Source organism: Streptomyces marincola (genome assembly GCF_020410765.1).
GTDB classification, from domain to species: domain Bacteria; phylum Actinomycetota; class Actinomycetes; order Streptomycetales; family Streptomycetaceae; genus Streptomyces; species Streptomyces marincola.
Window position 1 is genome coordinate 4039223 of record NZ_CP084541.1, and the last position, 22950, is coordinate 4062172.

Genomic DNA, 22950 nt, shown 5'->3' on the forward strand with positions numbered 1-22950 from the left:
ACGAAAGCCTGCGGTCACATGCTCCGCAGGCTCGTACTGCAAGGGAAACCAAACTGCAACTCGCTGTGAGCCTAGCATGCGCGGTGCGCGGCGGAAAGAGGAAAGATCATCCTCGGAGCGGGTCGTTCCCTGACCGTCGGCACGCACGTTCCGAGGCGTACCCTCCGAAGGGTGACTACACACCACAGGACCCGTCCTCGTGTCGGCCACATCCAGTTCCTCAACTGCCTCCCGCTCTACTGGGGCCTCGCCAGGAGCGGCAGTCTGCTCGATCTGGAGCTGACCAAGGACACGCCGGAAAAACTGGGCGAACGCCTGGTGAACGGTGAGCTGGACATCGGGCCGGTGTCCCTCATGGACTTCCTCGCGCACGCGGACGAGCTGGTGGCCCTGCCCGACATCGCCGTCGGCTGCGACGGGCCGGTCATGTCCTGCGTCATCGTCTCGCAGGTGCCCCTCGACCGGCTGGACGGCGCCCGGGTCGCCCTCGGGTCCACCTCTCGCACATCCGTGCGCCTGGCGCGGCTGCTGCTGGCCGAACGCCACGGGGTCGCGCCCGACTACTTCACCTGCCCGCCCGACCTCGGGCTGATGATGCAGGAGGCGGACGCCGCCGTCCTCATCGGGGACCCCGCGCTGCGCGCCGCGCTGCACGACGCGCCCAGGCTCGGCCTCGCCGTCCACGACCTCGGGCAGATGTGGCACGAGTGGACCGGGCTGCCGTTCGTGTTCGCCGCGTGGGGCGTGCGCCGCGACTACCTGCGCCGCGAGCCGGAGACGGTGCGCGAGGTCCACCGCTCGTTCCTCGCCTCCCGCGACCTGTCGCTCGAAGAGGTGGGCAAGGTCGCGGAACAGGCCGCGCGGTGGGAGGACTTCGACGCCGAGGTGCTCGAACGCTACTTCACCACGCTCGACTTCCGGCTCGGACCGCGCCAGCTGGCCGGGGCCGCCGAGTTCGCGCGCCGCGTCGGCAGGGCCGGTCAGGCGGACCGGTTGGAGCTCCTCGACGTCGCCGGGAGCTGACCGGTGGAGCCGCTGAGCGCGGACGACCCGCGCCGCGTCGGCGACTACGGCCTCATCGGCCGGCTCGGGCGCGGCGGCATGGGCCGGGTGTACCTGGGGCGCAGCGCGGGCGGCCGTACGGTCGCGATCAAGGTCGTGCACGCGCACATCGCGGCGGACGAGCGGTTCCGGGCCAGGTTCGCCCGCGAGGTGGCCGCGGCCCGGCTGGTCGGCGGCGACTGGACGGCGCCGGTGCTCGACGCCGACCCGGAGGCCGAGATGCCGTGGGTGGCCACCGGCTACGTGGCGGGCCCCGACCTGCACGACGCGGTCGGCGCGCACGGGCCGCTGCCGCGCGCCACCGTGCTCGCGCTCGGCGCCGGTCTCGCCGAGGCCCTGTCCGCCGTGCACGAACGCGGCCTGGTGCACCGGGACGTGAAACCGTCGAACGTGCTGCTCTCGCTCCAGGGCCCGCGCCTGATCGACTTCGGCATCGCCCGGGCCGGCGACGCGACGGCCCGCCTCACCGCGACCGGGGTCACCGTCGGCTCGCCCGGCTACATGGCGCCGGAGCAGGCGGTGGGCGGCGCGGTGGGGCCCGCGGCCGACATGTTCTCGTTCGGGGCGGTGCTCGCGTACGCGGCGGGCGGGAAGGCCCCGTTCCCCGGCGACGCGCCGGCGCAACTGCTGTACCAGGTGGTGCACACCCCGCCCCGGCTCGACGGGGTGCCCCCGTGGCTGCGCGACCTGGTGACCGCCTGCATGGCGAAGGACCCGGCCGAGCGCCCCTCGCCGCGCGAGGCGGCGCGCGCGTGCGCGGGCGAGGGCGGCGCGGCCGGCCTCATGGTGCCGGGCTGGCTGCCGCAGCCGGTCGTCGAGGACGTCAGCCGCCGCGCGGTCGAACTGCTGAACCTGGAGACCGCGGCGCCGGCCGGCCCGCCCCCGCCGGGGAACGGCGCGAGCGGCCCGTACCCGCCGCCCGGCCCGGCCCCCGGGCAGCCCGCCGCGAACGGCCCCGGCACCACCCGCCCCGCCCTCCACCCGGAGCGGAACGGCCCGCACCCGACGTGGCCCGCCGCGCACCCGCCGACCGCGGAGGCGACCCGCCCGGCCGCGCCCGGCGCCGCGGGACCGGCCGCGGGCGGCCCGCAGGACCGCCGCCGGTGGCCTCTCGCCGTGCCGGTCGCCGCCGCGGTGGCCGCGGCGGCGGTCGCGGGCGCGTTATTGACCGGGCTCGTGGGCGGGGAGCGGGACGCGGGCGCCGAGCCGGACGGCGAGGAGACCACCGTTCCGGCGGCGGGCGCGCTGCCCGAGGCGTACGTCGGCAGCTGGTCGGGCGACATGCGCCTCGGCGAGATAGCCGTCGGGCCCCTCGACATCGTGCTCGAACAGGGCGAGGTGGGCGAGCGGGTGGGCATGCTGACCTCGTCCGACGTCATGGGCCTGTCCCGGTGCGTCGACCTGCTGACGCTGACCGAAGTGGGCTCGGGCACGGTCACGTTCGACGCCGAGTACGACGCGGGGGCGTCGCGGGGCGGAGCCGGGGTGTGCGAGCCGGACCCGGGCGAGCTGACCCTGCGCCTCGACGGAGAGGTGCTGCACTGCACGGGCGGCGATCTGGTGGGGCGGCTGCACCCGGTGGGGTGAAGGGGGTGACGTACGCTGGTCCGGCCGCTGTCGAATCGGAGCCGTGAGGAAGGGACCGCACCCATGGCGCAGAGCACCGCGTCGCAGAACGTGCTCGACCGGGCCGCTCAGGGCGGCCGGATCAGTCCCGAGGAGGCGCTGGACCTCTACCGCTCCGCGCCCCTGCACGCCCTGGGGCGGGCGGCCGACGCCGCGCGCCGGCGGCGCTACGCGGGCACCGAGCACATCGCCACGTACATCATCGAGCGCAACATCAACTACACGAACGCGTGCGTGACGGCCTGCAAGTTCTGCGCGTTCTACGCCGCGCCCAAGAGCGAGGACGTCTGGACGCGCGACCTGGACGACATCCTGCGGCGCTGCGCGGAGACGGTCGAACTGGGCGGCACCCAGATCATGTTCCAGGGCGGCCACCACCCGGACTACGGCGTCGAGTACTACGAGCGGCACTTCGCGGCGATCAAGGAGGCGTTCCCGCAGCTGGTGATCCACTCCCTCGGGGCCTCCGAGGTGGAGCACATGGCGCGGATCTCCGGCGTGACGGCCGAGGAGGCGATCCGCCGCATCCACGCCGCCGGGCTCGACTCGTTCGCGGGCGCGGGCGCCGAGCTGCTGCCGGCCCGGCCGAGGCGGGCCATCGCGCCGCTGAAGGAGTCGGGCGAGCGCTGGATCGAGATCATGGAGACCGCGCACCGGCTTGGCGTGGAGTCCACCTCGACGATGCTGATGGGCACGGGGGAGACCAACGCGGAACGGATCGAGCACCTGCGGATGATCCGGGACGCGCAGGACCGCACGGGCGGCTTCCGCGCGTTCATCCCGTACACCTACCAGCCGGAGAACAACCACCTGAAGGGCCGCACGCAGGCCACCCTCTTCGAGTACCTGCGGCTGATCGCGGTGGCGCGGCTGTTCCTCGACAACGTCGCGCACATCCAGGGCTCCTGGCTCACCACAGGCAAGGAGGTCGGCCAGCTGTCGCTGCACTACGGCGCCGACGACCTCGGCTCGGTGATGCTGGAGGAGAACGTGGTGTCCTCCGCCGGCGCCAAGCACCGCTCCGACCGGCTTGAGCTTTTGCACCTGATCCGCACCGCGGGCCGGGTGCCGGCGCAGCGTTCCACGACCTACGAGCACCTGGTGGTGCACGAGGACCCCGCGCTCGACCCGGTGGACGACCGGGTGGTGTCGCACCTGTCGTCCACGGCGATCGAGGGCGGGTCCGCGCACCCGGAGCTGAAGGTCGTCCCGGCCCGCTGACCGGCGGCCCGGGGCGCGCGAACGGCGGCGCGCCGCCCCGGCGTCACGCGCCGCGCGCCGCGCTCCGCGCCGGCTCCCGCCCCTCGCCGCCACGCGGCACGGGCCCCGCGGTGAACGACAGCGGCAGGCCGAGCGCGGCGACGCGCGCCAGCGCGGGGCCCGGGACCGTCAGGTGCCGGGCGCGGTCGGCACGGCCCGCCACGTCGACCTGTATCCGGTGGCCCTCGGCCCGCAGCGCGGCCAGTTCGCCGGCCAGGGGCGCCACGCGCGGCAGGAGCGCGTCGAGCAGCGAGGCGACGGAGTCGCCCGCCGTCTCGGCCGACCAGCAGCCGGCCCCGGCCCGGAACGCCGCGCCCGGCTCTGCGGCCCGGGTGAAGTCCGGCGCGATGCCCAGGCGCCGCGTCACGTCCGCCGCGTCCAGGTCGGCCTTGGTGATCAGGAGCGCGGCCGTCAGGTACTCCCACTGCCGGCCGGGCGCGCCGCCCGGCGCGCGCCCCTCCGCCCGCGCGCCGTCGCACACGCTCAGCTCCAGCGGAACGCCGAGCGACGCGACGCGCAGCGCCGTCTGCGGCATGATCTCCAGCACGGCACCCGCCGCCGCGCGGCCGTGCGCCGCGAGCGAGACCGCGTGCCCCTCGGCCGCCAGCTCCCGCAGCACCGACGCCCGTTCCTCGACGGCGTCGACCACCAGGTCGAGCTGTTCCGGCAGACCGAGCCCCGCGTCCCCGCGCTCGTGCAGCCACAGCCCCGGCACGCCCCCGCCGTCCCCGTCGGCCGCGCCGGGCGGGCAGCCGAGCCGCGCGCCGACCGCACGGGCGTCCAGGCCGTCCTTGCGTACGACGAGCGTCGCGCCGGTGTCCGCCCAGGCCCGTTCCGCGTAGGTGTAGCGCGCAGTAGTCACCGTGAAGTCTCTCCCCATCCGTTCACGCCGCGGCGGGCCCCCTGGGCGGCGTCCGCGTGCGCGGTGCGTCGCCCTCCCGCCCGGCGGCGCCCCGGCCGGACGTCCGGGCCGCGCCCGCCCGCGCGCGGGCCGTGCCACGGCGGCCGGCCGCCGGGCGGCGCCGCGGGCCCGGCGAGCACCTGCCTCTCCAGTAAGGCACGCGGTGAACGGCCGCTCCATGGAGGTTTCGTCACAAGGTCGTCGCAGCCGGACGACACGGCACCGGCCGGGCGCCCGAGGGGCTGCGGGCCGGCTTCCGCCCGGGCGGCGCACCCGAGGTGCGGGCGGGCGGCCGGTGCGGTCAGATGGGCCCATGGAGGACTTCATCGACGGCTGGACCAGGAGACTCGTCGAGAGCGCGGGCGGCGCCCTCGACGAGCGGGCCGCGCGGGCGCTGGTCGCGGAGATCTACCACGCGGCCTCGCTCCGCGGGGTCGACGACTACGAGGAGGGCGTGGCGCGCCGCGAGGCCGAACGCGACGAATGAGCCGCGCCGCTCCCCGCGGTCAGGACGCGGTCAGGACGCGGGCTTGACCGGCAGTCCGCCGAGCAGCCCGGCGGCGATCGCGCCCGGCAGCTCGCGCGCCGAAGCCCCCTCGGTGAGCGGTCCCGTGACGATCCCGGTGCTGACCGGCTGGAAGTCGGCGACCTGCGTCTCGACCGTGTTGGCCAGCGGGTCCGTCGTGGTGTCGGCGAGCGGGTGGAGCTGGAGGTCGAGGGCCGGGTCGAGCGCGGCCTCCGCCGAGCCGAGGACGACGGGCACGACGAGCGGGGCCACGGGGACGGCCGCCGCGCCGCTCGCGGAGGCCAGTACGGCGCCGGCCGACAGGCCGGCCAGGCCGATGGCGCGGGACAGGTGAGTCATGGCACGCACGGTAGTTGACCGGTCGCGCACCGGTCGCGCCGTGCTCCGGCAAGTCCCCCGAACGGGGCAACGGAGCATCAGGGAGAATGACCGCGTGACTCGTGCCTCCCTCGACAAGCAGCCCCGCGAAGTCGCCGCCATGTTCGACGCGGTGGCGGCCCGTTACGACCTCACCAACGACGTGCTGGCGCTCGGGCAGAACCGCCGCTGGCGCGCGGAGGTGGTGCGCGCGGTGGGCGCGCGCCCGGGGGAGCGGGTCCTCGACCTGGCGGCGGGCACGGGCACCTCGTCCCGGCCGTTCGCGGAACGCGGCGCCTTCACGGTGCCGTGCGACTTCTCGCTCGGCATGCTGGCCGCGGGGAAGCGGCGGGTGCCGTGGCTGCCGTTCACGGCCGGGGACGCGACCCGACTGCCGTTCCGCGACGGCGCGTTCGACGCGGTGACCATCTCCTTCGGCCTGCGCAACGTCCAGGACACCGAGGGCGCGCTGCGCGAGCTGCTGCGGGTGACGGCGCCCGGCGGGCGCCTGGTGGTCTGCGAGTTCAGCCACCCCACGTGGGCGCCGTTCCGCACCGTCTACAGCGAGTACCTGATGCGCGCGCTGCCCGCGCTGGCGACGCGCGTCTCCAGCAGCCCCGACGCCTACGTGTACCTCGCCGAGTCCATCCGCGCCTGGCCCGACCAGGCCGCGCTCGCCGAGCTGCTGATCGGCGCGGGCTGGTCGCGCGTGGCCTGGCGCGACCTGACGGGCGGCGTCGTCGCCCTGCACCGGGGCGTCAGGCCGCACGACGCATAGACTTCCCGCGACCCTGACACGTCCTTTCGAATGGGAGAGCCAACGTGGCCGAGACCGCTGATGTGATCGTCGTCGGGGCCGGACCGGCCGGTTCCGCGACCGCTTTCCACCTCGCCCAGGCCGGACTTGAGGTGGTGCTGCTGGAGAAGACGGCGTTCCCCCGCGAGAAGGTGTGCGGCGACGGCCTCACCCCGCGCGCGGTGAAGCAGCTGGTGGCCATGGGCATCGACGTCTCCGAGGAGGCGGGCTGGCTGCGCAACAAGGGCCTGCGCGTCATCGGCGGCGGGCACAGGCTCCAGCTGGACTGGCCGGAGTTGGCCTCCTACCCGGACTACGGGCTGGTGCGCAGGCGCGACGACTTCGACGAGCAGCTCGCGCGGGCCGCGCAGAAGGCGGGCGCGCGGCTCTACGAGCGCTGCAACGTCGCGGGGCCGGTGCGGGACGAGCGCACCGGGCGCATCGTCGGGGTCGAGGCCAAGCTGGGCGCGGAGAAGAAGCCGGTGACGTTCACCGCGCCGGTCGTCGTCGCCGCCGACGGCAACTCCTCGCGGCTCTCGCTCGCGATGGACAGGCACAGGGACGCCAGGCGCCCCATGGGCGTCGCGGTGCGCACGTACTTCACGACGCCGCGGCACGACGACGACTACCTGGAGTCCTGGTTCGAGCTGTGGGACCGCAGGGAGGCCAAGAAGCGCCTGCTGCCCGGCTACGGCTGGATCTTCGGCATGGGCGACGGCACCTCCAACGTGGGCCTCGGCGTGCTGAACACCTCGCCCTCGTTCCAGGAGCTGGACTGGCGCGAGGTGCTGCGCACGTGGTGCGAGACGCTGCCGCCCGAGTGGCAGTTCACGCCCGAGCACATGACGGGCCCGATCCGCGGCGCGGCGCTGCCGATGGCGTTCAACCGCAAGCCGCACTACGCGCGCGGGCTGATGCTGGTGGGCGACTCGGGCGGCCTGGTCAACCCGTTCAACGGCGAGGGCATCGCCTACGCCATGGAGTCGGGGCGGATCGCGGCCGAGGTCATCAGCCAGGCGCAGGCGCGGCAGACGCCCGCGCAGCGCGAGCTGGCGCTGCGCGGCTACTCGAAGGTGCTGCGCGACACCTACGGCGGCTACTACACGCTCGGCCGCGCGTTCGTGCAGCTGATCGGCAACCCGACGATCATGCGGGTGGCCGCGGAGCGGGGCATGGGCCACCCGGTGCTGATGCGGTTCCTGCTGAAGCTGCTGGCCAACCTGACCGACCCGACCGGCGGCGACGCCATGGACCGCGTCATCAACGGCCTGACGAAGGTGGCGCCCCGGGCCTGAGGGCCCGGCCGGAACGGGACCGGGACCGGGAACGGAAGACGGGAACGCGCGGGAACGGCCGTGGGCGGCACGGCCGTTCCCGCGCGGACACGCGGTGCGGGGGATGTCTACAGGACGCGCACGGCGCCGGTCGGCATGTCCCAGTCGAGGCTGTGCTCGGCCACGCCGGTCGACGGGTTCTGGGCGCCGATGAACGTGCCGCCGCCGGTGTAGATGGCCACGTGGTAGGCGCTGCCCGCGCTGCCCCAGTAGAGGATGTCGCCGGCCTGGAGCGCGTCGAGGGACACCTGGGTGCCCGCGACGGACTGGTCGCCCGAGACGCGCGGCAGCGAGATGCCGGCCTGCGCGTAGGCGGCCTGGACCAGTCCGGAGCAGTCCCAGGCGTTGGGGCCCGTGGAGCCCATCGAGTAGCCGTCGCCGAGCTGGGCGCGGGCGAAGTCCACGATGCTGTTGCCGCTGCTCCCGCTGCCGCCACCGCCGGTCGCGGGCTGCTCGGGGGCGGCGGCGAGGGTCTGGGGCTCGGAGAGCGTCTCGACCTGTGCCTCGGCCTGCGCCCTGGCCTGTGCCTCGGCCTCGGCCTGTGCGGCTTCCTGGGCGCGGCGTTCGGCCTCTTCCGCGGCGCGGCGCTCGGCCTCCTCGGCCGCCGCGCGGCGCTCGGCGGCGGCCTGCCGGGCCTGGGCCTCGGCGCGTTCCTGGGCGCGCTGCCAGTTGTCCTGCGTCTCGGCCTCGGCCGCGTAGGCCTGCGTGGCCTGGGCGGCGCGGTTGGCGTGGGCCAGGGCACCGTCGAGCACCGGGAGCTGCCCGGTGGCCTCGGCCGGCTTCTCGGTGGCGGACGCGGGGGTGGTGGCGCCGGTGACGGCCACGGTGCCCACGACGCCCGAGAGGACGCCGCCACGTATGAGGCTGGTGGTGCGGGAGGCACGCGGTTTCCGGTGCCGGCCCTGATAACGGATTGGGGACATGGGGATAACGGCTATCAGCAGCCGGTGGTGAATCTCAATCCTCGTGTGTTAGGCCACAGTGGGCGTGTACGCGACGAGCTGGCGAGCCGTTTGTCCAACTTCGCCCGGAACGCCGCTTCTCCGTGCCGCCGGGGGCAGGCTGTCGGCTTGGTGCCGTGCCCTGCATGTTGTCCGGTTTGTCCGCCCGAAAGGTCGGTCTAGCACGGGACGGGCGACGCCACAATGCTCCGATTCCGTTGCCCGGTCATCCCGTGGCGTATGTCACGTTCCCCACTGTTCCCACGCGAGGCGCGCCACGAGCGCGGCCACCACGACGAGCAGCACCACCCGGACGAAGCCGCTGCCGCGCCGCAGCGCCATCCGGGCGCCGGCCCAGCTGCCGATCATGTTGAACAGCGCCATGCCGGCGGCCAGGCGCCACAGGACCGTGCCGTTCGCCGTGAAGACCACCAGGGCGCCGAGGTTTGTGCCGACGTTCACGACCTTCGCGGTGGCGGTCGCGGTCAGCAGGTTCATGTGCAGCAGCGCGACGAGCCCTATGACGAGGAAGGTGCCCGTGCCGGGGCCGAGGATGCCGTCGTAGAAGCCGATGCCGAGGCCGATCACGAGCAGGGCGACCGCGGCCCGCCGGCGCGTGGGAACGCGGTCGGTCGCCAGGGTGCCGAACTGCGGGCGCAGCACCACGAACGCGGCCACCGCGAGCAGCATCACCATGATCAGCGGTTGCAGGATTCGCTTGTCCACCGCGGATGCAAACAGTGCGCCGCCGCCCGCGGCGGCCAGTGCGACCGCGCCGAGCCGCAGTGCGAGCCGCACGTCCACGGGCGCCTTACGCGCGTAGGTGACCGCCGCGATCGAGGTTCCGGTGACCGCGACCGCCTTGTTGGTGCCGAGCGCGTAGGTGGGTGACAGGTCGGGGAGGCCGATGAGCAGGGCGGGGAGCTGGAGCAGGCCGCCGCCGCCGACGACCGCGTCGATCCAGCCCGCGAGGAGTGCCGCCGTGCACAGCAGGACGGCCACGGTGAACGTTATGTCTGCCACCGGACGAACCCATACCACCAGGCGGTCCCTTATGCGAATTTGCTCTCGCGGCCCTGCGGTGGTAAGCGACGCGCCCGTCGAGGCGCTTGCGGCGGGCCGGAATTGGCGCTTCGTGAGGGATCGGGCACGATGAGCGATACGTCCCGGCTCGGGCGGGCCTGACGGCCCTTGGCCGCCTTGGTCGGGTGGGAGAGATCACAAGATTGTTAGGTGACCCCGTGTCGAAGGTCACAGGCTTCGCAGCATAGGATGCGGGGCAGCCTTGTGAACTGACTCACATAGCGATGATCACAGTGGTAAGCAGTCGCCGACGACTGGAAGGAGCGGGGTGCGGTGAACGCCTATGTCCCCATCCTCGTGCTGGCAGCCCTCGGGGCCGCCTTCGCCGTCTTCTCCGTGGTCGTGGGGGCGGTGGTCGGCCCCAAGCGCTACAACCGGGCGAAGCTCTCCGCGTACGAGTGCGGCGTCGAACCGACCCCGCAGCCGGCCGGTGGTGGGCGTTTCCCCGTCAAGTACTACCTGACGGCCATGCTGTTCATCATCTTCGACATCGAGATCGTCTTCCTCTATCCCTGGGCGGTCCAGTTCGACGCCCTCGGGATGTTCGGTCTTGTGCAGATGCTGATCTTTGTCGCCCTCATCGGCGTCGCCTACGCCTACGACTGGCGCCGAGGAGGACTCGAATGGGACTGACGAGCGACTGACATGCGACTGAGAGGAAGGCTCTCCTGATGGGTCTCGAAGAGAAGCTCCCCAGCGGATTTCTGCTCTCCACGGTCGAGAACCTGGCGTCGCTCGCCAGGAAGTCGTCCGTGTTCCCCGCGACGTTCGGCCTCGCCTGCTGCGCCATCGAGATGATGACCACCGGCGCCGGCCGCTACGACCTCGCGCGGTTCGGCATGGAAGTCTTCCGCGGCTCGCCGCGCCAGGCCGACCTGATGATCGTCGCCGGCCGCGTCAGCCAGAAGATGGCGCCCGTCCTCCGGCAGGTCTACGACCAGATGCCCAACCCCAAGTGGGTCATCTCCATGGGCGTCTGCGCCTCATCGGGCGGCATGTTCAACAACTACGCCATCGTGCAGGGCGTCGATCACATCGTCCCCGTCGACATCTACCTGCCCGGCTGCCCGCCGCGCCCGGAGATGCTGATGGACGCGATCATCAAGCTGCACGAGAAGATCCGCGGCGAAAAGCTCGGGGTCAACCGCGAAGAGGCGGCGCGCGAGGCGGAGGCGGCGGCCCGCACGGCGCTGCCGACGATCGAGATGAAGGGGCTCCTGCGATGAGGTGCGCCCGGCGCGCGGCCGAGGACGAAGGGGTGCTGCCGTGAGCGGCGACGAGCAGGTGAACGGGAACACAAGCACAAGCGGCCCGCCGGCGCAGCGCACGCACTCGGGCGAGCCCATCGCGCGCCGGCGCGGGATGTTCGGCGCCAACAACGGTGGCGACACCTCCGGGTACGGCGGCCTTGAGCGGACCGTGCGCATGCCGGGGGCCACGTCCCGGCCGTACGGCGGCTACTTCGACGAGGTCGCGGACGAACTCGAAGGCGCCCTGGAGGAACAGGGCCTCGACCCCGGCCTCGCGATCGAGCGGACCGTCGTCGACCGCGACGAGCTGACGTTCCACATCGCGCGCGAGCACCTGCCCCGGGTGGCGCGCACGCTGCGCGACGACCCGGCCCTGCGCTTCGAGCTGTGCCTCGGCGTCAGCGGCGTGCACAACCCGCAGGACACCGGCCGCGAACTGCACGCCGTCTACCACCTGAGGTCGCTGACGCACGGCCGGATGATCCGCCTTGAGGTCGGCGTCCCGGACAGCGACCCGCACGTGCCCACCCTCGTCGAGGTCTACCCGACCAACGACTGGCACGAGCGCGAGGCCTACGACTTCTTCGGCCTCGTCTTCGACGGCCACCCCGCGCTGACCCGGATCATGATGCCCGACGACTGGCAGGGCCACCCGCAGCGCAAGGACTACCCGCTCGGCGGCGTACCCGTCGAGTACAAGGGCGCCCAGATCCCGGCACCCGACCAGCGGAGGTCGTACAGCTGATGACCACACACGCGACCCGGCCCGCTGGGGCCAGGGAGACGACGGAAGGCACGGTCTACACCGTCACCGGCGGCGACTGGGACGAACTCGCCCGCGAGGTCGCCGAGCGCACCGACGACGAGAAGATCATCGTCAACATGGGCCCCCAGCACCCGTCCACCCACGGCGTGCTCCGGCTGATCCTGGAGATCGACGGCGAGACCGTCACCGAGGCCAGGGCCGGCATCGGCTACCTGCACACCGGCATCGAGAAGAACCTCGAATACCGGACCTGGACGCAGGGCACCACGTTCGTCACGCGCATGGACTACCTGATGCCGTTCTACAACGAGGCCGCGTACTGCCTCGGCGTGGAGAAGCTGCTCGGCATCACCGACGACGTGCCCGACCGCGCCCAGATCATCCGCGTCCTGCTGATGGAGATCAACCGGCTCTCCTCGCACCTGGTGGCCTTCGCCACCGGCGGCATGGAGCTGGGCGCGACCACGGTGATGATCTACGGCTTCCGCGACCGCGAACTGTGCCTCGACATCTACGAGTTGATCACCGGTCTGCGCATGAACCACGCGTTCATCAGGCCGGGCGGGCTCGCCCAGGACCTGCCGCCGGGCGCGGTCGACGCGCTGCGCGAGTTCGTCAAGAAGATGCGCAAGAACCTCGCGGAGTACGACAAGCTCTGCACCGGCAACCCCGTCTTCAAGGCCCGCCTGAAGGACGTCGGCTACCTCGACCTCGCGGGCTGCCTCGCGCTCGGCGTCACCGGGCCCGTCCTGCGCTCGGCCGGACTGCCCCACGACCTGCGCAAGACCGACCCCTACTGCGGGTACGAGACCTACGACTTCGAGGTGCCGACCACTGACACCTGCGACTCCTTCGGGCGCTTCCTGCTGCGCCTTGAGGAGATGCACCAGTCCCTGCGGATCGTCGAGCAGTGCATCGAACGGCTCGAACCCGGGCCCGTCATGGTCGGCGACAAGAAGATCGCCTGGCCGGCGCAACTGGCCCTGGGGTCCGACGGCCTCGGCAACTCTCTGGACCACATCAAGAACATCATGGGCACCTCGATGGAGGCCCTGATCCACCACTTCAAGCTGGTCACCGAGGGCTTCAGGGTCCCGGCGGGACAGGTGTACACGGCGGTCGAGTCCGCCAAGGGCGAACTGGGCGTCCACATGGTCAGCGACGGCGGCACCCGCCCCTACCGCGTCCACTTCCGCGACCCCTCCTTCGCCAACCTCCAGTCGATGGCCGCGATGTGCGAAGGCGGCATGGTCGCCGACGTCATCGTCGCCGTCGCGTCCATCGACCCCGTGATGGGAGGCGTCGACCGGTGAGCGCCCACGAGACAACGCGCACGGACGTGAGCCTCGGCATCCCGCCGATGCCCGCCCCCGACTACCCGCCCGAGGTGCGGGAGAGGCTGGCGGCGGACGCGGCCGAGGTGATCGCCCGCTACCCCGACAGCCGCTCCGCGCTGCTGCCGCTGCTGCACCTCGTGCAGTCCGAGGAGGGCCACGTCACCCGCACGGGCATGCAGTTCTGCGCCGAGGTCCTCGACCTGACCACGGCCGAGGTCACCGCCGTCGCGACGTTCTACTCGATGTACCGCCGCCGCCCCTCCGGCGACTACCAGGTCGGCGTCTGCACCAACACGCTGTGCGCCGTCATGGGCGGCGACGCCATCTTCGGCGCCCTGCGCGAGCACCTCGGCGTCGGCAACGGCGAGACCACGGAGGACGGCAAGGTCACGCTCGAACACATCGAGTGCAACGCCGCCTGCGACTACGCGCCGGTGCTGATGGTCAACTGGGAGTTCTTCGACAACCAGACCGTCGAGTCCGCCAAGCGGCTCGTCGACGACCTGCGCGCCGGCCGGGAGGTCACCCCGACCCGCGGCGCCCCGCTGTGCGACTTCAAGCAGACCGCCCGCATCCTCGCGGGCTTCCCCGACCAGCGCCCCGGGGCCACCGAGGCGGGCGGCAGCGCCGGGCCCGCCTCGCTCGCCGGGCTGCGGCTGGCCAAGGGAGAACGCGGCCCCGACACCGTGGTCGCGCCCCGGCGCCCCGAGGTCCCGCACGAGGAGCCCGTCACGACGCACGCCAGCCGTCATGACGCGCCGCAGTCCAGCTCGGCCTCCGACCCGCGCCACCCCGCGGGCCCGGTGACCGAGGAGGGTGAGTGATGACAGAGCAGGTCAAGGAAATCAGCCCGGAGAAGCTCCTGACCCCGGTGCTCTCCGAGTTCTGGGACCAGGACAGGTCCTGGACCCTGGACGTCTACCGGGCCCACGGCGGCTACCGCGGCCTGGCCAAGGCGCTGGCCATGGCGCCGGACGACGTCATCGCCTACGTCAAGGACTCCGGGCTGCGCGGCCGGGGCGGCGCCGGCTTCCCCACCGGCATGAAGTGGCAGTTCATCCCGCAGGGCGACGGCAAGCCGCACTACCTCGTGGTCAACGCCGACGAGTCCGAGCCCGGCACCTGCAAGGACATCCCGCTGCTGCTGGCGAACCCGCACTCCCTCATCGAGGGCATCGTGATCGCCTGCCACGCCATCCGCTCCAACCACGCGTTCATCTACCTCCGCGGCGAAGTCGTCCCCGTCCTGCGCCGCCTGCACGCCGCCGTCGCCGAGGCGCGCGCGGCCGGCTACCTCGGCAAGGGCGCGCTGGGCGACGGCGGCGACCTGGAGATCACCGTCCACGCCGGCGCGGGCGCCTACATCTGCGGCGAGGAGACCGCGCTCCTCGACTCGCTCGAAGGCCGCCGCGGCCAGCCGCGGCTGCGTCCCCCCTTCCCCGCGGTCGCCGGCCTCTACGCCTGCCCCACTGTGGTGAACAACGTCGAGTCCATCGCCTCGGTTCCCGCCATCATGGACCGCGGCAAGGAGTGGTTCCGCTCCCTCGGCAGCGAGAAGTCGCCCGGCTTCACGCTCTACTCGCTCTCCGGGCACGTCGCCCGCCCCGGCCAGTACGAGGCCCCGCTGGGCATCACGCTGCGCGAACTGCTCCAGCTCGGCGGCGGCATGCGCCCGGGGCACCGGCTGAAGTTCTGGACCCCCGGCGGCTCCTCGACCCCGATGTTCACCGACGAGCACCTCGACGTCCCCCTCGACTACGAGGGCGTCATGGGCGCGGGCTCCATGCTCGGCACCAAGGCGCTCCAGTGCTTCGACGAGACCACGTGCGTGGTGCGGGCCGTGACCCGGTGGACGGAGTTCTACGCGCACGAGTCCTGCGGCAAGTGCACCCCGTGCCGCGAGGGCACCTACTGGCTCGTGCAGCTGCTGCGCGACATCGAGGCCGGCAAGGGACTGCTCAGCGACATCGACAAGCTCGCGGACATCGCCGACAACATCAACGGCAAGTCCTTCTGCGCGCTCGGGGACGGCGCCGCCGCCCCCATCTTCTCGTCGCTGAAGTACTTCCGCGACGAGTACGAGCGGCACGTCACCCAGGGCGGCTGCCCGTTCGACCCGGCCAGGTCCACCGCCTGGGCGGACGACACCACCGCTCACCAGGAGGTGAACGCATGACGGCGCAGCAGGATGCCGACCTGGTGACGCTGACCATCGACGGCGCCGAGATCTCGGTGCCCAAGGGCACCCTGGTCATCCGCGCCGCCGAGCAGCTCGGCATCGAGATCCCGCGGTTCTGCGACCACCCGCTGCTCGACCCGGCCGGCGCCTGCCGCCAGTGCATCGTGGAGGTCGAGGGCCAGCGCAAGCCGATGGCCTCGTGCACCATCACCTGCACCGACGGCATGGTCGTCAAGACGCACCTCAGCTCGGCCGTCGCCGAGAAGGCGCAGCGTGGCGTGATGGAGCTGCTGCTGATCAACCACCCGCTGGACTGCCCGGTCTGCGACAAGGGCGGCGAGTGCCCCCTCCAGAACCAGGCCATGTCCACGGGCGACCCCGAGACGCGCTTCGACGGCGTCAAGCGGACGTTCGACAAGCCGGTCCCCATCTCCACCCAGGTGCTGCTCGACCGCGAACGCTGCGTGCTGTGCGCGCGCTGCACCCGCTTCTCGCAGCAGATCGCCGGCGACCCCATGATCGAACTCCTGGAACGCGGCGCGCTCCAGCAGGTCGGCACCGGCGAGGGCGACCCGTTCCAGTCGTACTTCTCCGGCAACACCATCCAGATCTGCCCGGTCGGCGCGCTCACCTCCGCCGCCTACCGCTTCCGCTCCCGCCCCTTCGACCTGGTGTCATCGCCCAGCGTGTGCGAGCACTGCGCCGGCGGCTGCGCCACGCGCACCGACCACCGCCGCGGCAAGGTCATGCGGCGGCTGGCGGCCGAGGACCACGAGGTCAACGAGGAGTGGATCTGCGACAAGGGCCGCTTCGCGTTCCGCTACGCGCAGCAGCCCGACCGGCTCACCTCGCCGCTGGTGCGCGACCCGGCCACCGGTGAACTCGCCCCGGCCAGCTGGCCCGAGGCGCTGCGCGTCGCGGCCGAGGGCCTGGCCGCCGCCCGCTCCGGGGGCGCCGCCGTGCTGACCGGCGGCCGGCTGACCGTCGAGGACTCCTACGCGTACGGCAAGTTCGCGCGCCTGGCCCTGCGGACCAACGACATCGACTTCAGGGCCCGCGCGCACAGCGCCGAGGAGGCCGCGTTCCTCGCCTCGCGCGTCGCGGGCCACGGCGTCGACCTCGACGGCGGCGGGGTCACCCACCGCGCGATCGAGTCCGCGCCCGCCGCGCTGCTGGTCGGCTTCGAGTCGGAGGAGGAGGCGCCCGGCGTCTTCCTGCGGCTGCGCAAGGCCAACCGCAAGCACGGCACCCGGATCTTCTCCGTCGCCACCCACATCACCCGCGGCCTCGCCAAGACGAACGGCACCCTGCTGCCCGCCGCGCCCGGCACCGAGCCCGCGTGGCTGAACGCGCTCGCCGACGGCGACGGCCTCGACGCGGCCGGCCGCGCCGCCGCGGACGCGCTGCGCGAACCCGGCGCGGTCATCGTCGTGGGCGAACGGCTCGCCGCCGTCTCCGGCGCCTACACCGCCGCCGTCGCCGCCTCGGCGGCCACCGGCGCCCGGCTGGTGTGGATTCCGCGCCGGGCCGGGGAACGCGGCGCCGTCGAGGCCGGCACCCTGCCGGGCCTGCTGCCCGGCGGGCGGCCCGAGAGCTCCCGGCGGGCGCGCGAGGAGGTCGCCGCCGTCTGGGGCACCGGCAGCCTGCCCGAGCGCCCGGGCCGCGACACCTCGGGCATCCTCGCCGCCGCCGCGGACGGCGGCATCGGCGCCCTCGTGGTGGCCGGGGTGGACATCGCCGACCTGCCCGACCCGCGGCAGGCCCGCGCCGCGCTCGACCGGGTGGCCGCGGACGGCTTCCTGCTGAGCCTTGAGCTGCGGCCCTCGGAGGTCACCGCGCGCGCCCACGTGGTGCTGCCGGTGGCCGCCGTGGTCGAGAAGTCCGGCACGTTCCTCAACTGGGAGGGCAGGGCCAGGTCGTTCACCGCGGCCATCAAGCCCGACCAGATGACCCGCCGCCTCGTGCAGACCGACGCGCGGGCCCTGCACATGCTGGCCGACGCCATGGACGTGCACCTCGCGCTGCCCGACCTGACCGCGATCCGCCGGGAGTTGGACGCGCTCGCGGACTGGCGGGGCGACCTGCCGCTCGGCCCGACCGCGACGCCCGCCGACCTGCCGAGCCCCGACGAGGGCAGCGCCGTGCTCGCCGGGCACCGGATGCTGCTCGACCAGGGCACCCTCCAGGTCGGTGACGAGGCGCTGGCCGGCACCCGGCACGCGGCCGTGGCCAGGCTCTCGGCCGCCACCGCGCGCGAGACCGGCGTGAAGGACGGCGACCTGCTGTCCGTCACCGGGCCCGCCGGGTCCGTCGCGCTGCCGCTCGCGGTGACCGAGGAGATGCCCGACCGCGTGGTCTGGCTCCCCCTCAACTCCACCGGCGGCGGCGCGCACCAGGACCTCGGCACCGGCCCGGGCGACGTCGTCCGCATCTCCGCCCAGGCTGAGGAGGTGAACGCGTGATGCCGCTCGCCCAGGAGCCGGACCTGTCCGTCTTCGGGGACGACCCGTTCTGGCTCGTCCTGCTCAAGGTCGTCTTCGTCTTCGCGTTCGTGATGGTCACGGTGGTCATCTGCATCGTGATGGAACGCAAGGTGCTCGGCTGGATGCAGCTGCGCATCGGGCCGAACCGGCACGGGCCCTGGGGCATGCTCCAGTCCCTGGCCGACGCCATCAAGCTGATGCTCAAGGAGGACATCGTCCCCAAGGGCGCCGACAAGGTGCTGTTCTGGCTGGCGCCGATCCTCGCGGTGATCCCGGCGTTCATGGCGTTCGCCGTCATCCCCTTCGGCCCCAAGGACGACCCGGTCAGCATCTTCGGCACCCAGACGGTGCTCCAGGTCACCGACCTGCCGGTCGCCATCCTCTACGTGCTGGCCACCTCGGCCATCGCCGTCTACGGAACGGTGCTCGCCGGCTGGTCCTCGGGCTCGACGTACCCGCTGCTCGGCGGCGTCCGCGCGACCGCGCAGATCATCTCCTACGAGGTCGCGATGGGCCTGTCCTTCGCGGCCGTCTTCCTCTACTCCGGGTCGATGTCCACCTCGGCCATCGTGGAGGCGCAGGAGGACCGCTGGTTCATGATCCTGCTGCCGGTGTCGTTCCTCATCTACATGGTGGCGATGGTCGGCGAGGCGCACCGGCCGCCGTTCGACATGCCGGAGTCCGAGGGCGACCTCGTCGGCGGGTACCTCACCGAGTACTCGTCGATCAAGTTCGCCTTCTTCATGATGTCCGAGTACATCCACATGGTCACCGTCTCGGGCCTGATGGTCACCCTCTTCCTCGGCGGCTGGCGCGCGCCCGCGCCGCTCAGCTTCTGGGAGGGCGCCAACTCCGGCTGGTGGCCCATGCTGTGGTTCACGATCAAGCTCGTCGGCGTGATCTTCCTGTTCGTGTGGGCCCGCGCCTCGCTGCCCCGCGTGCGCTACGACCAGTTCATGGTCCTGGGCTGGAAGGTCCTCATCCCGTTCGCGCTGGTCTGGCTCATGCTCGTGGCCACCGTGCGGGCCATGCAGAACGAGGACTACGCGTTCAGCGACATCCTCCTGTGGGTGTTCGCCGGCGTGGTGACGCTGCTGCTGATCTCGTTCGTCGTGGACTACTTCCGCGACCGGTCCGAGCAGCGCGAGGAGGACGGCCGGGCCGAGGAGCCCGAGCCGGAGTTCGACCCGATGGCGGGCGGCTACCCGGTGCCGCCGCTGCCGGGACAGACCCTGCCGCCCGTGCCGCGCCGCCCGTCCAGGGCCGAGCGCATGGGCGCCGGAGTCGCCGCCGAAAGCGAAGGAAGCCCCGAGCGAAGGGAGGGCGACGATGCCTGAGTTCCGCAATCCCGTGGGCGGCTTCGGCGTGACCTTCAAGGCCATGTTCAAGAAGCGGCTCACCGAGCAGTACCCGGAGGAGAAGAAGCCGACGGCGCCCCGCTTCCACGGCCGCCACCAGCTCAACCGCCACCCGGACGGCCTGGAGAAGTGCATCGGCTGCGAGCTGTGCGCCTGGGCCTGTCCCGCGGACGCCATCTACGTGGAGGGCGCGGACAACACCGAGGAGGAGCGCTACTCCCCGGGCGAGCGCTACGGCCGCGTCTACCAGATCAACTACCTGCGCTGCATCCTGTGCGGCCTGTGCGTCGAGGCGTGCCCCACGCGGGCGCTCACCATGACCAACGAGTACGAGCTGGCCGACCGCAGCCGCGCCTCCCTGATCTACACCAAGGAGGAGCTGCTGGCCGGCCTCCAGGACGGCATGGTCGCCCCGCCGCACGCGATGTACCCGGGCACCGACGAGCAGGCGTACTACCGGGGCGAGGTGCGGGGCGCCGCGCCCGGCACCGCGCGCCAGCAGGTCACGGGCGAACAGCTCGCCGAGGACGACGCCGTGGCAGCCGCCACCCGCCTGCACGACCCGGCGGCCGGGAGGCAGGCATGAGCGCCGTCGCCCAACTCGCCGCCGAGACCTCGACCTCGACCGGGGAGGCCGTGCAGTTCTGGCTGCTCGGCCCGCTCGCGGTCGCCGGCGGCCTCGGCACGATCCTGATGCGCCGCGCCGTGTACTCCGCGCTCTGCCTCGCCGGCACGATGGTGATCCTGGCGCTGTTCTACCTCGCCAACGGCGCCTACTTCCTCGGCATGGTGCAGATCGTCGTCTACACCGGCGCCGTGATGATGCTGTTCCTGTTCGTCCTCATGCTGATCGGCGTGAGCGCGGCCGACTCGCTCAAGGAGACGCTGCTCGGCCAGCGCTGGCTCGCGGCCGGCTGCGGACTCGGGCTCGGCATCCTGCTGATCGCGGGCATCGGCCAGGCGTCCGTCGGCTCCTTCAGCGGCCTGTCCGAGGCGAACGCGGGCGGCAACGTCCAGGGCCTGGCCTCGCTGCTGTTCACCCGCTACGTGGTGGCGTTCGAGATCACCGGCATCCTGCTGACCATCGCGGCCGTCGGCGCCACCCTGCTGACGCACCGCGAGCGCATCGAGCGCAACAAGACCCAGCGCGAGCAGGCCATCGAGCGCGTGCGCTCCGGCAAGCAGCTGCCGCCGCTGCCCGCCCCCGGCGTGTACGCCCGGCACAACGCGGTGGACCTGCCGGGCCTGCTGCCCGACGGCACCCCGTCCGAGCTGACCGTGAACCCCACGCTGCGCGAACGCGGCCAGGTCCGCGAGGTCCACCGCGAGTCGGTGGCCCACGTCGCGGCGATCGAGGGCCGCACGGCCCGCTACCACGGCCAGCGTTACGTCAACGAGAAGGCGGCGCTCGGCGGTGCGCGCGGCACCGCCGTGGACGAGGCCGAGGCGCCCGAGGCGGCACCGGGCCAGGAGGACACCAAGTGAGCCCGGAGAACTACCTCTACCTGGCCGCCCTGCTGTTCACGCTCGGCGCCACCGGGGTGCTGCTGCGGCGGAACGCCATCGTCGTCTTCATGTCGATCGAGCTGATGCTGAACGCGGCCAACCTGGCCCTGGTCGCCTTCTCGCGCATGCACGGCAACCTCGACGGACAGATCATGGCGTTCTTCGTGATGGTCGTGGCCGCCGCCGAGGTCGTGGTCGGGCTGGCCATCATCGTCATGGTCTACCGCGCCAGGCACTCGGCCTCGGTCGACGACGCCAGCCTGATGAAGCTGTAAGGGGACACATCCAGTGGAGTCATTGATCGGACTGCTCGTCGGGGCGCCCCTGTTCGGCGCCGCCGTGCTGCTGGTGGGCGGGCGGCGCCTGGACCGCGTGGGGCACTGGCTGGCCACCGGGCTCGCGGCCGTGTCCTTCGTCCTGGCCGCGGTGCTCTTCTTCGACCTGCTGGACCGGGAGGGCGAGGACCGCACGCTGCACCAGCACCTGTTCAGCTGGGTGCCGGTCGCGGACTTCCAGGCGGACGTCGCGTTCCAGCTCGACCAGCTCTCGATGACCTTCGTGCTGCTGATCACGAGCGTGGGTACCCTCATCCACCTCTACTCGATCGGCTACATGGCGCACGACGAGCGGCGGCGGCGCTTCTTCGCCTACCTGAACCTGTTCCTCGGCGCGATGCTGCTGCTCGTCCTCGCCGACAACTACCTGCTGCTTTACGTCGGCTGGGAGGGCGTCGGTCTCGCCTCGTTCCTGCTCATCGGCTTCTGGCAGCACAAGCCGACGGCGGCGACCGCGGCCAAGAAGGCGTTCGTCGTCAACCGCGTCGGCGACGTCGGTCTTTCCATCGCGATCCTGCTGATGTTCACCACGTTCGGCTCCTTCGCGTTCGAGCCGGTGCTCGGCAGCGCGAGCGAGGCGAGCGAGGCCACGCTCACCGGCATCGGGCTGATGCTGCTGCTCGCCGCGTGCGGCAAGTCGGCGCAGGTGCCGCTCCAGTCCTGGCTCGGGGACGCGATGGAGGGCCCGACCCCGGTCTCGGCCCTGATCCACGCGGCCACCATGGTGACCGCGGGCGTCTACCTGATCACCAGGTCCGGGGCGATCTTCAACGCCGCTCCCGACGCGCAGACCGTGGTGGTGGTCGTCGGCGCGGTGACACTGCTGTTCGGCGCGATCGTCGGGTGCGCCAAGGACGACATCAAGAAGGCGCTGGCCGGCTCCACGATGTCGCAGATCGGCTACATGATGCTGGCCGTGGGCCTCGGCCCGCTCGGCTACGTCTTCGCGATCATGCACCTGGTGACGCACGGCTTCTTCAAGGCGGGCCTGTTCCTCGGCGCCGGCTCGGTGATGCACGGCATGAACGACGAGGTCGACATGCGGCGCTACGGCGGCCTGCGCAAGCACATGCCGATCACGTTCGTCACGTTCGGCCTCGCCTACCTGGCGATCATCGGCTTCCCCTACCTGTCCGGCTTCTTCTCCAAGGACGAGATCATCTACGCCGGGTTCAGCAAGGGCGGCACCGAGGGCTGGGTCCTCGGCGGCGTGATGCTGCTCGGCGCGGCGCTGACCGCGTTCTACATGACGCGCATCATGCTGATGACGTTCTTCGGCGAGAAGCGCTGGCAGCCCGACGCGCACGGCCACGAGCCGCACCCGCACGAGTCGCCGCTCAGCATGACCATCCCGATGATCGTCCTGGCCTTCGGCTCCGTCTTCGCCGGCTTCCTGTTCAACGCGGGGGAGTCGTTCGTCCACTGGCTCGAACCCGTCACCGGCCTCGACCACGGCGACTCGCCCGTCAGCCACGGCGCCGTCGGCGTGGCGGCGACCGCCGTGATGCTGCTCGGCGTCGCCGCCGCCTGGTGGGCCTACGGCCGCCGCCCGGTGCCCGCCGTCGCGCCCACCGGCGGGCTGCTGACCAGGGCCGCGCGGCGCGACCTGCTCCAGGACGACTTCAACCACGCCGCGTTCGTCACGCCGGGCAACTACCTCACCCGGGGCCTGGTGTACGTCGACCACAAGCTGGTGGACGGGGTGGTCAACGGCACGGCCGCCTCGTTCGGCGGCCTGTCGGGGCGGCTGCGGCGCCTCCAGAACGGGTTCGCCCGCTCCTACGCGGTCTCCATGTTCGGCGGTGCCGCCCTGCTCGTCGCCGCGACCCTGCTGATGAGGGCGGTCTGAG

At 72.4% G+C, this 22950-nt stretch carries 22 protein-coding genes; 18 read left to right on the forward strand and 4 right to left on the reverse strand.

Translation table 11 applies throughout. The features are described 5' to 3' along the window. The first annotated feature begins 171 nt into the window (after window positions 1–171). From LC193_RS17770 to mqnC, 3 genes are all read left to right on the forward strand, one after another. Window positions 172–1023: a menaquinone biosynthetic enzyme MqnA/MqnD family protein gene (locus LC193_RS17770; protein ID WP_226075389.1), complete on the forward strand. Its 852-nt coding sequence runs from the start codon at window positions 172–174 to the stop codon at window positions 1021–1023. Between the two features lie 3 nt (window positions 1024–1026). After that, complete coding sequence (locus LC193_RS17775; protein ID WP_226075391.1) at window positions 1027–2649, forward strand: serine/threonine-protein kinase; 1623 nt, start codon at window positions 1027–1029, stop codon at window positions 2647–2649. Between the two features lie 63 nt (window positions 2650–2712). Next, window positions 2713–3909, forward strand: a complete 1197-nt coding sequence (mqnC, locus tag LC193_RS17780; RefSeq protein ID WP_226075393.1) for a cyclic dehypoxanthinyl futalosine synthase — start codon at window positions 2713–2715, stop codon at window positions 3907–3909. 43 nt (window positions 3910–3952) lie between these two features. Here the strand turns inward: mqnC and LC193_RS17785 are convergent, their stop codons facing one another. After that, the gene (locus tag LC193_RS17785) at window positions 3953–4810 is read right to left on the reverse strand and encodes a DUF4279 domain-containing protein (protein ID WP_226075395.1); all 858 of its coding nucleotides are present in this window, start codon (window positions 4808–4810) and stop codon (window positions 3953–3955) included. 352 nt (window positions 4811–5162) lie between these two features. On the opposite strand from LC193_RS17785, the gene LC193_RS17790 reads away from it, so the two are divergent. Then, window positions 5163–5336 (forward strand): hypothetical protein, encoded by a 174-nt coding sequence (locus tag LC193_RS17790; RefSeq protein WP_226075397.1) that lies wholly within the window; start codon window positions 5163–5165, stop codon window positions 5334–5336. A 30-nt stretch (window positions 5337–5366) separates the two neighbouring features. On the opposite strand, the gene LC193_RS17795 is transcribed toward LC193_RS17790, so the two are convergent. After that, on the reverse strand, window positions 5367–5714 hold the full coding sequence (locus LC193_RS17795; RefSeq protein ID WP_226075400.1) for a hypothetical protein: 348 nt from the start codon (window positions 5712–5714) through the stop codon (window positions 5367–5369). A 94-nt stretch (window positions 5715–5808) separates the two neighbouring features. On the opposite strand from LC193_RS17795, the gene LC193_RS17800 reads away from it, so the two are divergent. Together LC193_RS17800 and LC193_RS17805 are read left to right on the forward strand one after the other, a co-directional pair. Then, window positions 5809–6510 carry a demethylmenaquinone methyltransferase gene (locus LC193_RS17800; RefSeq protein ID WP_226075403.1) on the forward strand — a complete coding sequence of 234 codons (702 nt, stop codon included), beginning with the start codon at window positions 5809–5811 and terminating at the stop codon, window positions 6508–6510. A 44-nt stretch (window positions 6511–6554) separates the two neighbouring features. After that, window positions 6555–7823 (forward strand): geranylgeranyl reductase family protein, encoded by a 1269-nt coding sequence (locus tag LC193_RS17805; RefSeq protein ID WP_226075406.1) that lies wholly within the window; start codon window positions 6555–6557, stop codon window positions 7821–7823. Window positions 7824–7930: 107 nt separating this feature from the next. Here the strand turns inward: LC193_RS17805 and LC193_RS17810 are convergent, their stop codons facing one another. Beyond that, a complete protein-coding gene (locus LC193_RS17810; protein WP_226075409.1) occupies window positions 7931–8785 on the reverse strand; it encodes a C40 family peptidase in 855 nt (284 codons plus the stop codon). A 261-nt stretch (window positions 8786–9046) separates the two neighbouring features. Then, a complete protein-coding gene (locus LC193_RS17815) occupies window positions 9047–9826 on the reverse strand; it encodes a TSUP family transporter (RefSeq protein ID WP_226075411.1) in 780 nt (259 codons plus the stop codon). 333 nt (window positions 9827–10159) lie between these two features. Between LC193_RS17815 and LC193_RS17820 the strand changes: the two genes are divergently transcribed. From LC193_RS17820 to nuoL, 12 genes are read left to right on the forward strand one after another with little or no spacing between them, the layout of a single operon-like run. Continuing rightward, window positions 10160–10519 (forward strand): NADH-quinone oxidoreductase subunit A, encoded by a 360-nt coding sequence (locus tag LC193_RS17820; RefSeq protein WP_086158984.1) that lies wholly within the window; start codon window positions 10160–10162, stop codon window positions 10517–10519. 38 nt (window positions 10520–10557) lie between these two features. After that, window positions 10558–11112 (forward strand): NuoB/complex I 20 kDa subunit family protein, encoded by a 555-nt coding sequence (locus LC193_RS17825; protein ID WP_086158982.1) that lies wholly within the window; start codon window positions 10558–10560, stop codon window positions 11110–11112. A gap of 40 nt (window positions 11113–11152) precedes the next feature. Continuing rightward, window positions 11153–11881 carry an NADH-quinone oxidoreductase subunit C gene (locus LC193_RS17830; protein WP_226075413.1) on the forward strand — a complete coding sequence of 243 codons (729 nt, stop codon included), beginning with the start codon at window positions 11153–11155 and terminating at the stop codon, window positions 11879–11881. Next, the gene (locus tag LC193_RS17835; protein ID WP_086158979.1) at window positions 11878–13215 is read left to right on the forward strand and encodes an NADH-quinone oxidoreductase subunit D; all 1338 of its coding nucleotides are present in this window, start codon (window positions 11878–11880) and stop codon (window positions 13213–13215) included. The genes LC193_RS17830 and LC193_RS17835 overlap by 4 nt, the downstream gene beginning before the upstream one ends. 47 nt (window positions 13216–13262) lie before the next feature. Then, the gene (gene nuoE / locus LC193_RS17840; RefSeq protein WP_226078702.1) at window positions 13263–14063 is read left to right on the forward strand and encodes an NADH-quinone oxidoreductase subunit NuoE; all 801 of its coding nucleotides are present in this window, start codon (window positions 13263–13265) and stop codon (window positions 14061–14063) included. Then, window positions 14063–15415 carry an NADH-quinone oxidoreductase subunit NuoF gene (gene nuoF, locus LC193_RS17845; protein WP_086158977.1) on the forward strand — a complete coding sequence of 451 codons (1353 nt, stop codon included), beginning with the start codon at window positions 14063–14065 and terminating at the stop codon, window positions 15413–15415. Before nuoE ends, nuoF begins: the two co-directional genes overlap by 1 nt. Then, window positions 15412–17880, forward strand: a complete 2469-nt coding sequence (locus LC193_RS17850; RefSeq protein WP_226075415.1) for an NADH-quinone oxidoreductase subunit G — start codon at window positions 15412–15414, stop codon at window positions 17878–17880. The genes nuoF and LC193_RS17850 overlap by 4 nt, the downstream gene beginning before the upstream one ends. After that, window positions 17880–19238 carry an NADH-quinone oxidoreductase subunit NuoH gene (gene nuoH, locus LC193_RS17855; protein ID WP_226075417.1) on the forward strand — a complete coding sequence of 453 codons (1359 nt, stop codon included), beginning with the start codon at window positions 17880–17882 and terminating at the stop codon, window positions 19236–19238. The genes LC193_RS17850 and nuoH overlap by 1 nt, the downstream gene beginning before the upstream one ends. After that, entirely contained in the window at window positions 19231–19845 is a 615-nt protein-coding gene (nuoI, locus tag LC193_RS17860) for an NADH-quinone oxidoreductase subunit NuoI (RefSeq protein ID WP_226075419.1), read from the forward strand. Before nuoH ends, nuoI begins: the two co-directional genes overlap by 8 nt. Continuing rightward, window positions 19842–20744, forward strand: a complete 903-nt coding sequence (locus LC193_RS17865) for an NADH-quinone oxidoreductase subunit J (RefSeq protein WP_226075421.1) — start codon at window positions 19842–19844, stop codon at window positions 20742–20744. The genes nuoI and LC193_RS17865 overlap by 4 nt, the downstream gene beginning before the upstream one ends. Next, window positions 20741–21040 (forward strand): NADH-quinone oxidoreductase subunit NuoK, encoded by a 300-nt coding sequence (nuoK, locus tag LC193_RS17870; RefSeq protein ID WP_086158968.1) that lies wholly within the window; start codon window positions 20741–20743, stop codon window positions 21038–21040. Before LC193_RS17865 ends, nuoK begins: the two co-directional genes overlap by 4 nt. Before the next feature lie 13 nt (window positions 21041–21053). Next, window positions 21054–22949 (forward strand): NADH-quinone oxidoreductase subunit L, encoded by a 1896-nt coding sequence (gene nuoL / locus LC193_RS17875; RefSeq protein ID WP_226075423.1) that lies wholly within the window; start codon window positions 21054–21056, stop codon window positions 22947–22949. Window position 22950 lies beyond the last annotated feature (1 nt).

What these genes read in the sequence shown, in the direction of transcription:
- mqnC (WP_226075393.1), top strand. Translation starts at nt 2,713, where the DNA reads ATGGCGCAGAGCACCGCGTCGCAGAACGTGCTCGACCGGGCCGCTCAG.
- LC193_RS17790 (WP_226075397.1), top strand. Translation starts at nt 5,163, where the DNA reads ATGGAGGACTTCATCGACGGCTGGACCAGGAGACTCGTCGAGAGCGCG.
- LC193_RS17795 (WP_226075400.1), bottom strand. Translation starts at nt 5,714, where the DNA reads ATGACTCACCTGTCCCGCGCCATCGGCCTGGCCGGCCTGTCGGCCGGC.
- LC193_RS17810 (WP_226075409.1), bottom strand. Translation starts at nt 8,785, where the DNA reads ATGTCCCCAATCCGTTATCAGGGCCGGCACCGGAAACCGCGTGCCTCC.
- LC193_RS17825 (WP_086158982.1), top strand. Translation starts at nt 10,558, where the DNA reads ATGGGTCTCGAAGAGAAGCTCCCCAGCGGATTTCTGCTCTCCACGGTC.
- nuoE (WP_226078702.1), top strand. Translation starts at nt 13,263, where the DNA reads ATGCCCGCCCCCGACTACCCGCCCGAGGTGCGGGAGAGGCTGGCGGCG.
- nuoF (WP_086158977.1), top strand. Translation starts at nt 14,063, where the DNA reads ATGACAGAGCAGGTCAAGGAAATCAGCCCGGAGAAGCTCCTGACCCCG.
- LC193_RS17850 (WP_226075415.1), top strand. Translation starts at nt 15,412, where the DNA reads ATGACGGCGCAGCAGGATGCCGACCTGGTGACGCTGACCATCGACGGC.
- nuoH (WP_226075417.1), top strand. Translation starts at nt 17,880, where the DNA reads ATGCCGCTCGCCCAGGAGCCGGACCTGTCCGTCTTCGGGGACGACCCG.
- nuoI (WP_226075419.1), top strand. Translation starts at nt 19,231, where the DNA reads ATGCCTGAGTTCCGCAATCCCGTGGGCGGCTTCGGCGTGACCTTCAAG.
- LC193_RS17865 (WP_226075421.1), top strand. Translation starts at nt 19,842, where the DNA reads ATGAGCGCCGTCGCCCAACTCGCCGCCGAGACCTCGACCTCGACCGGG.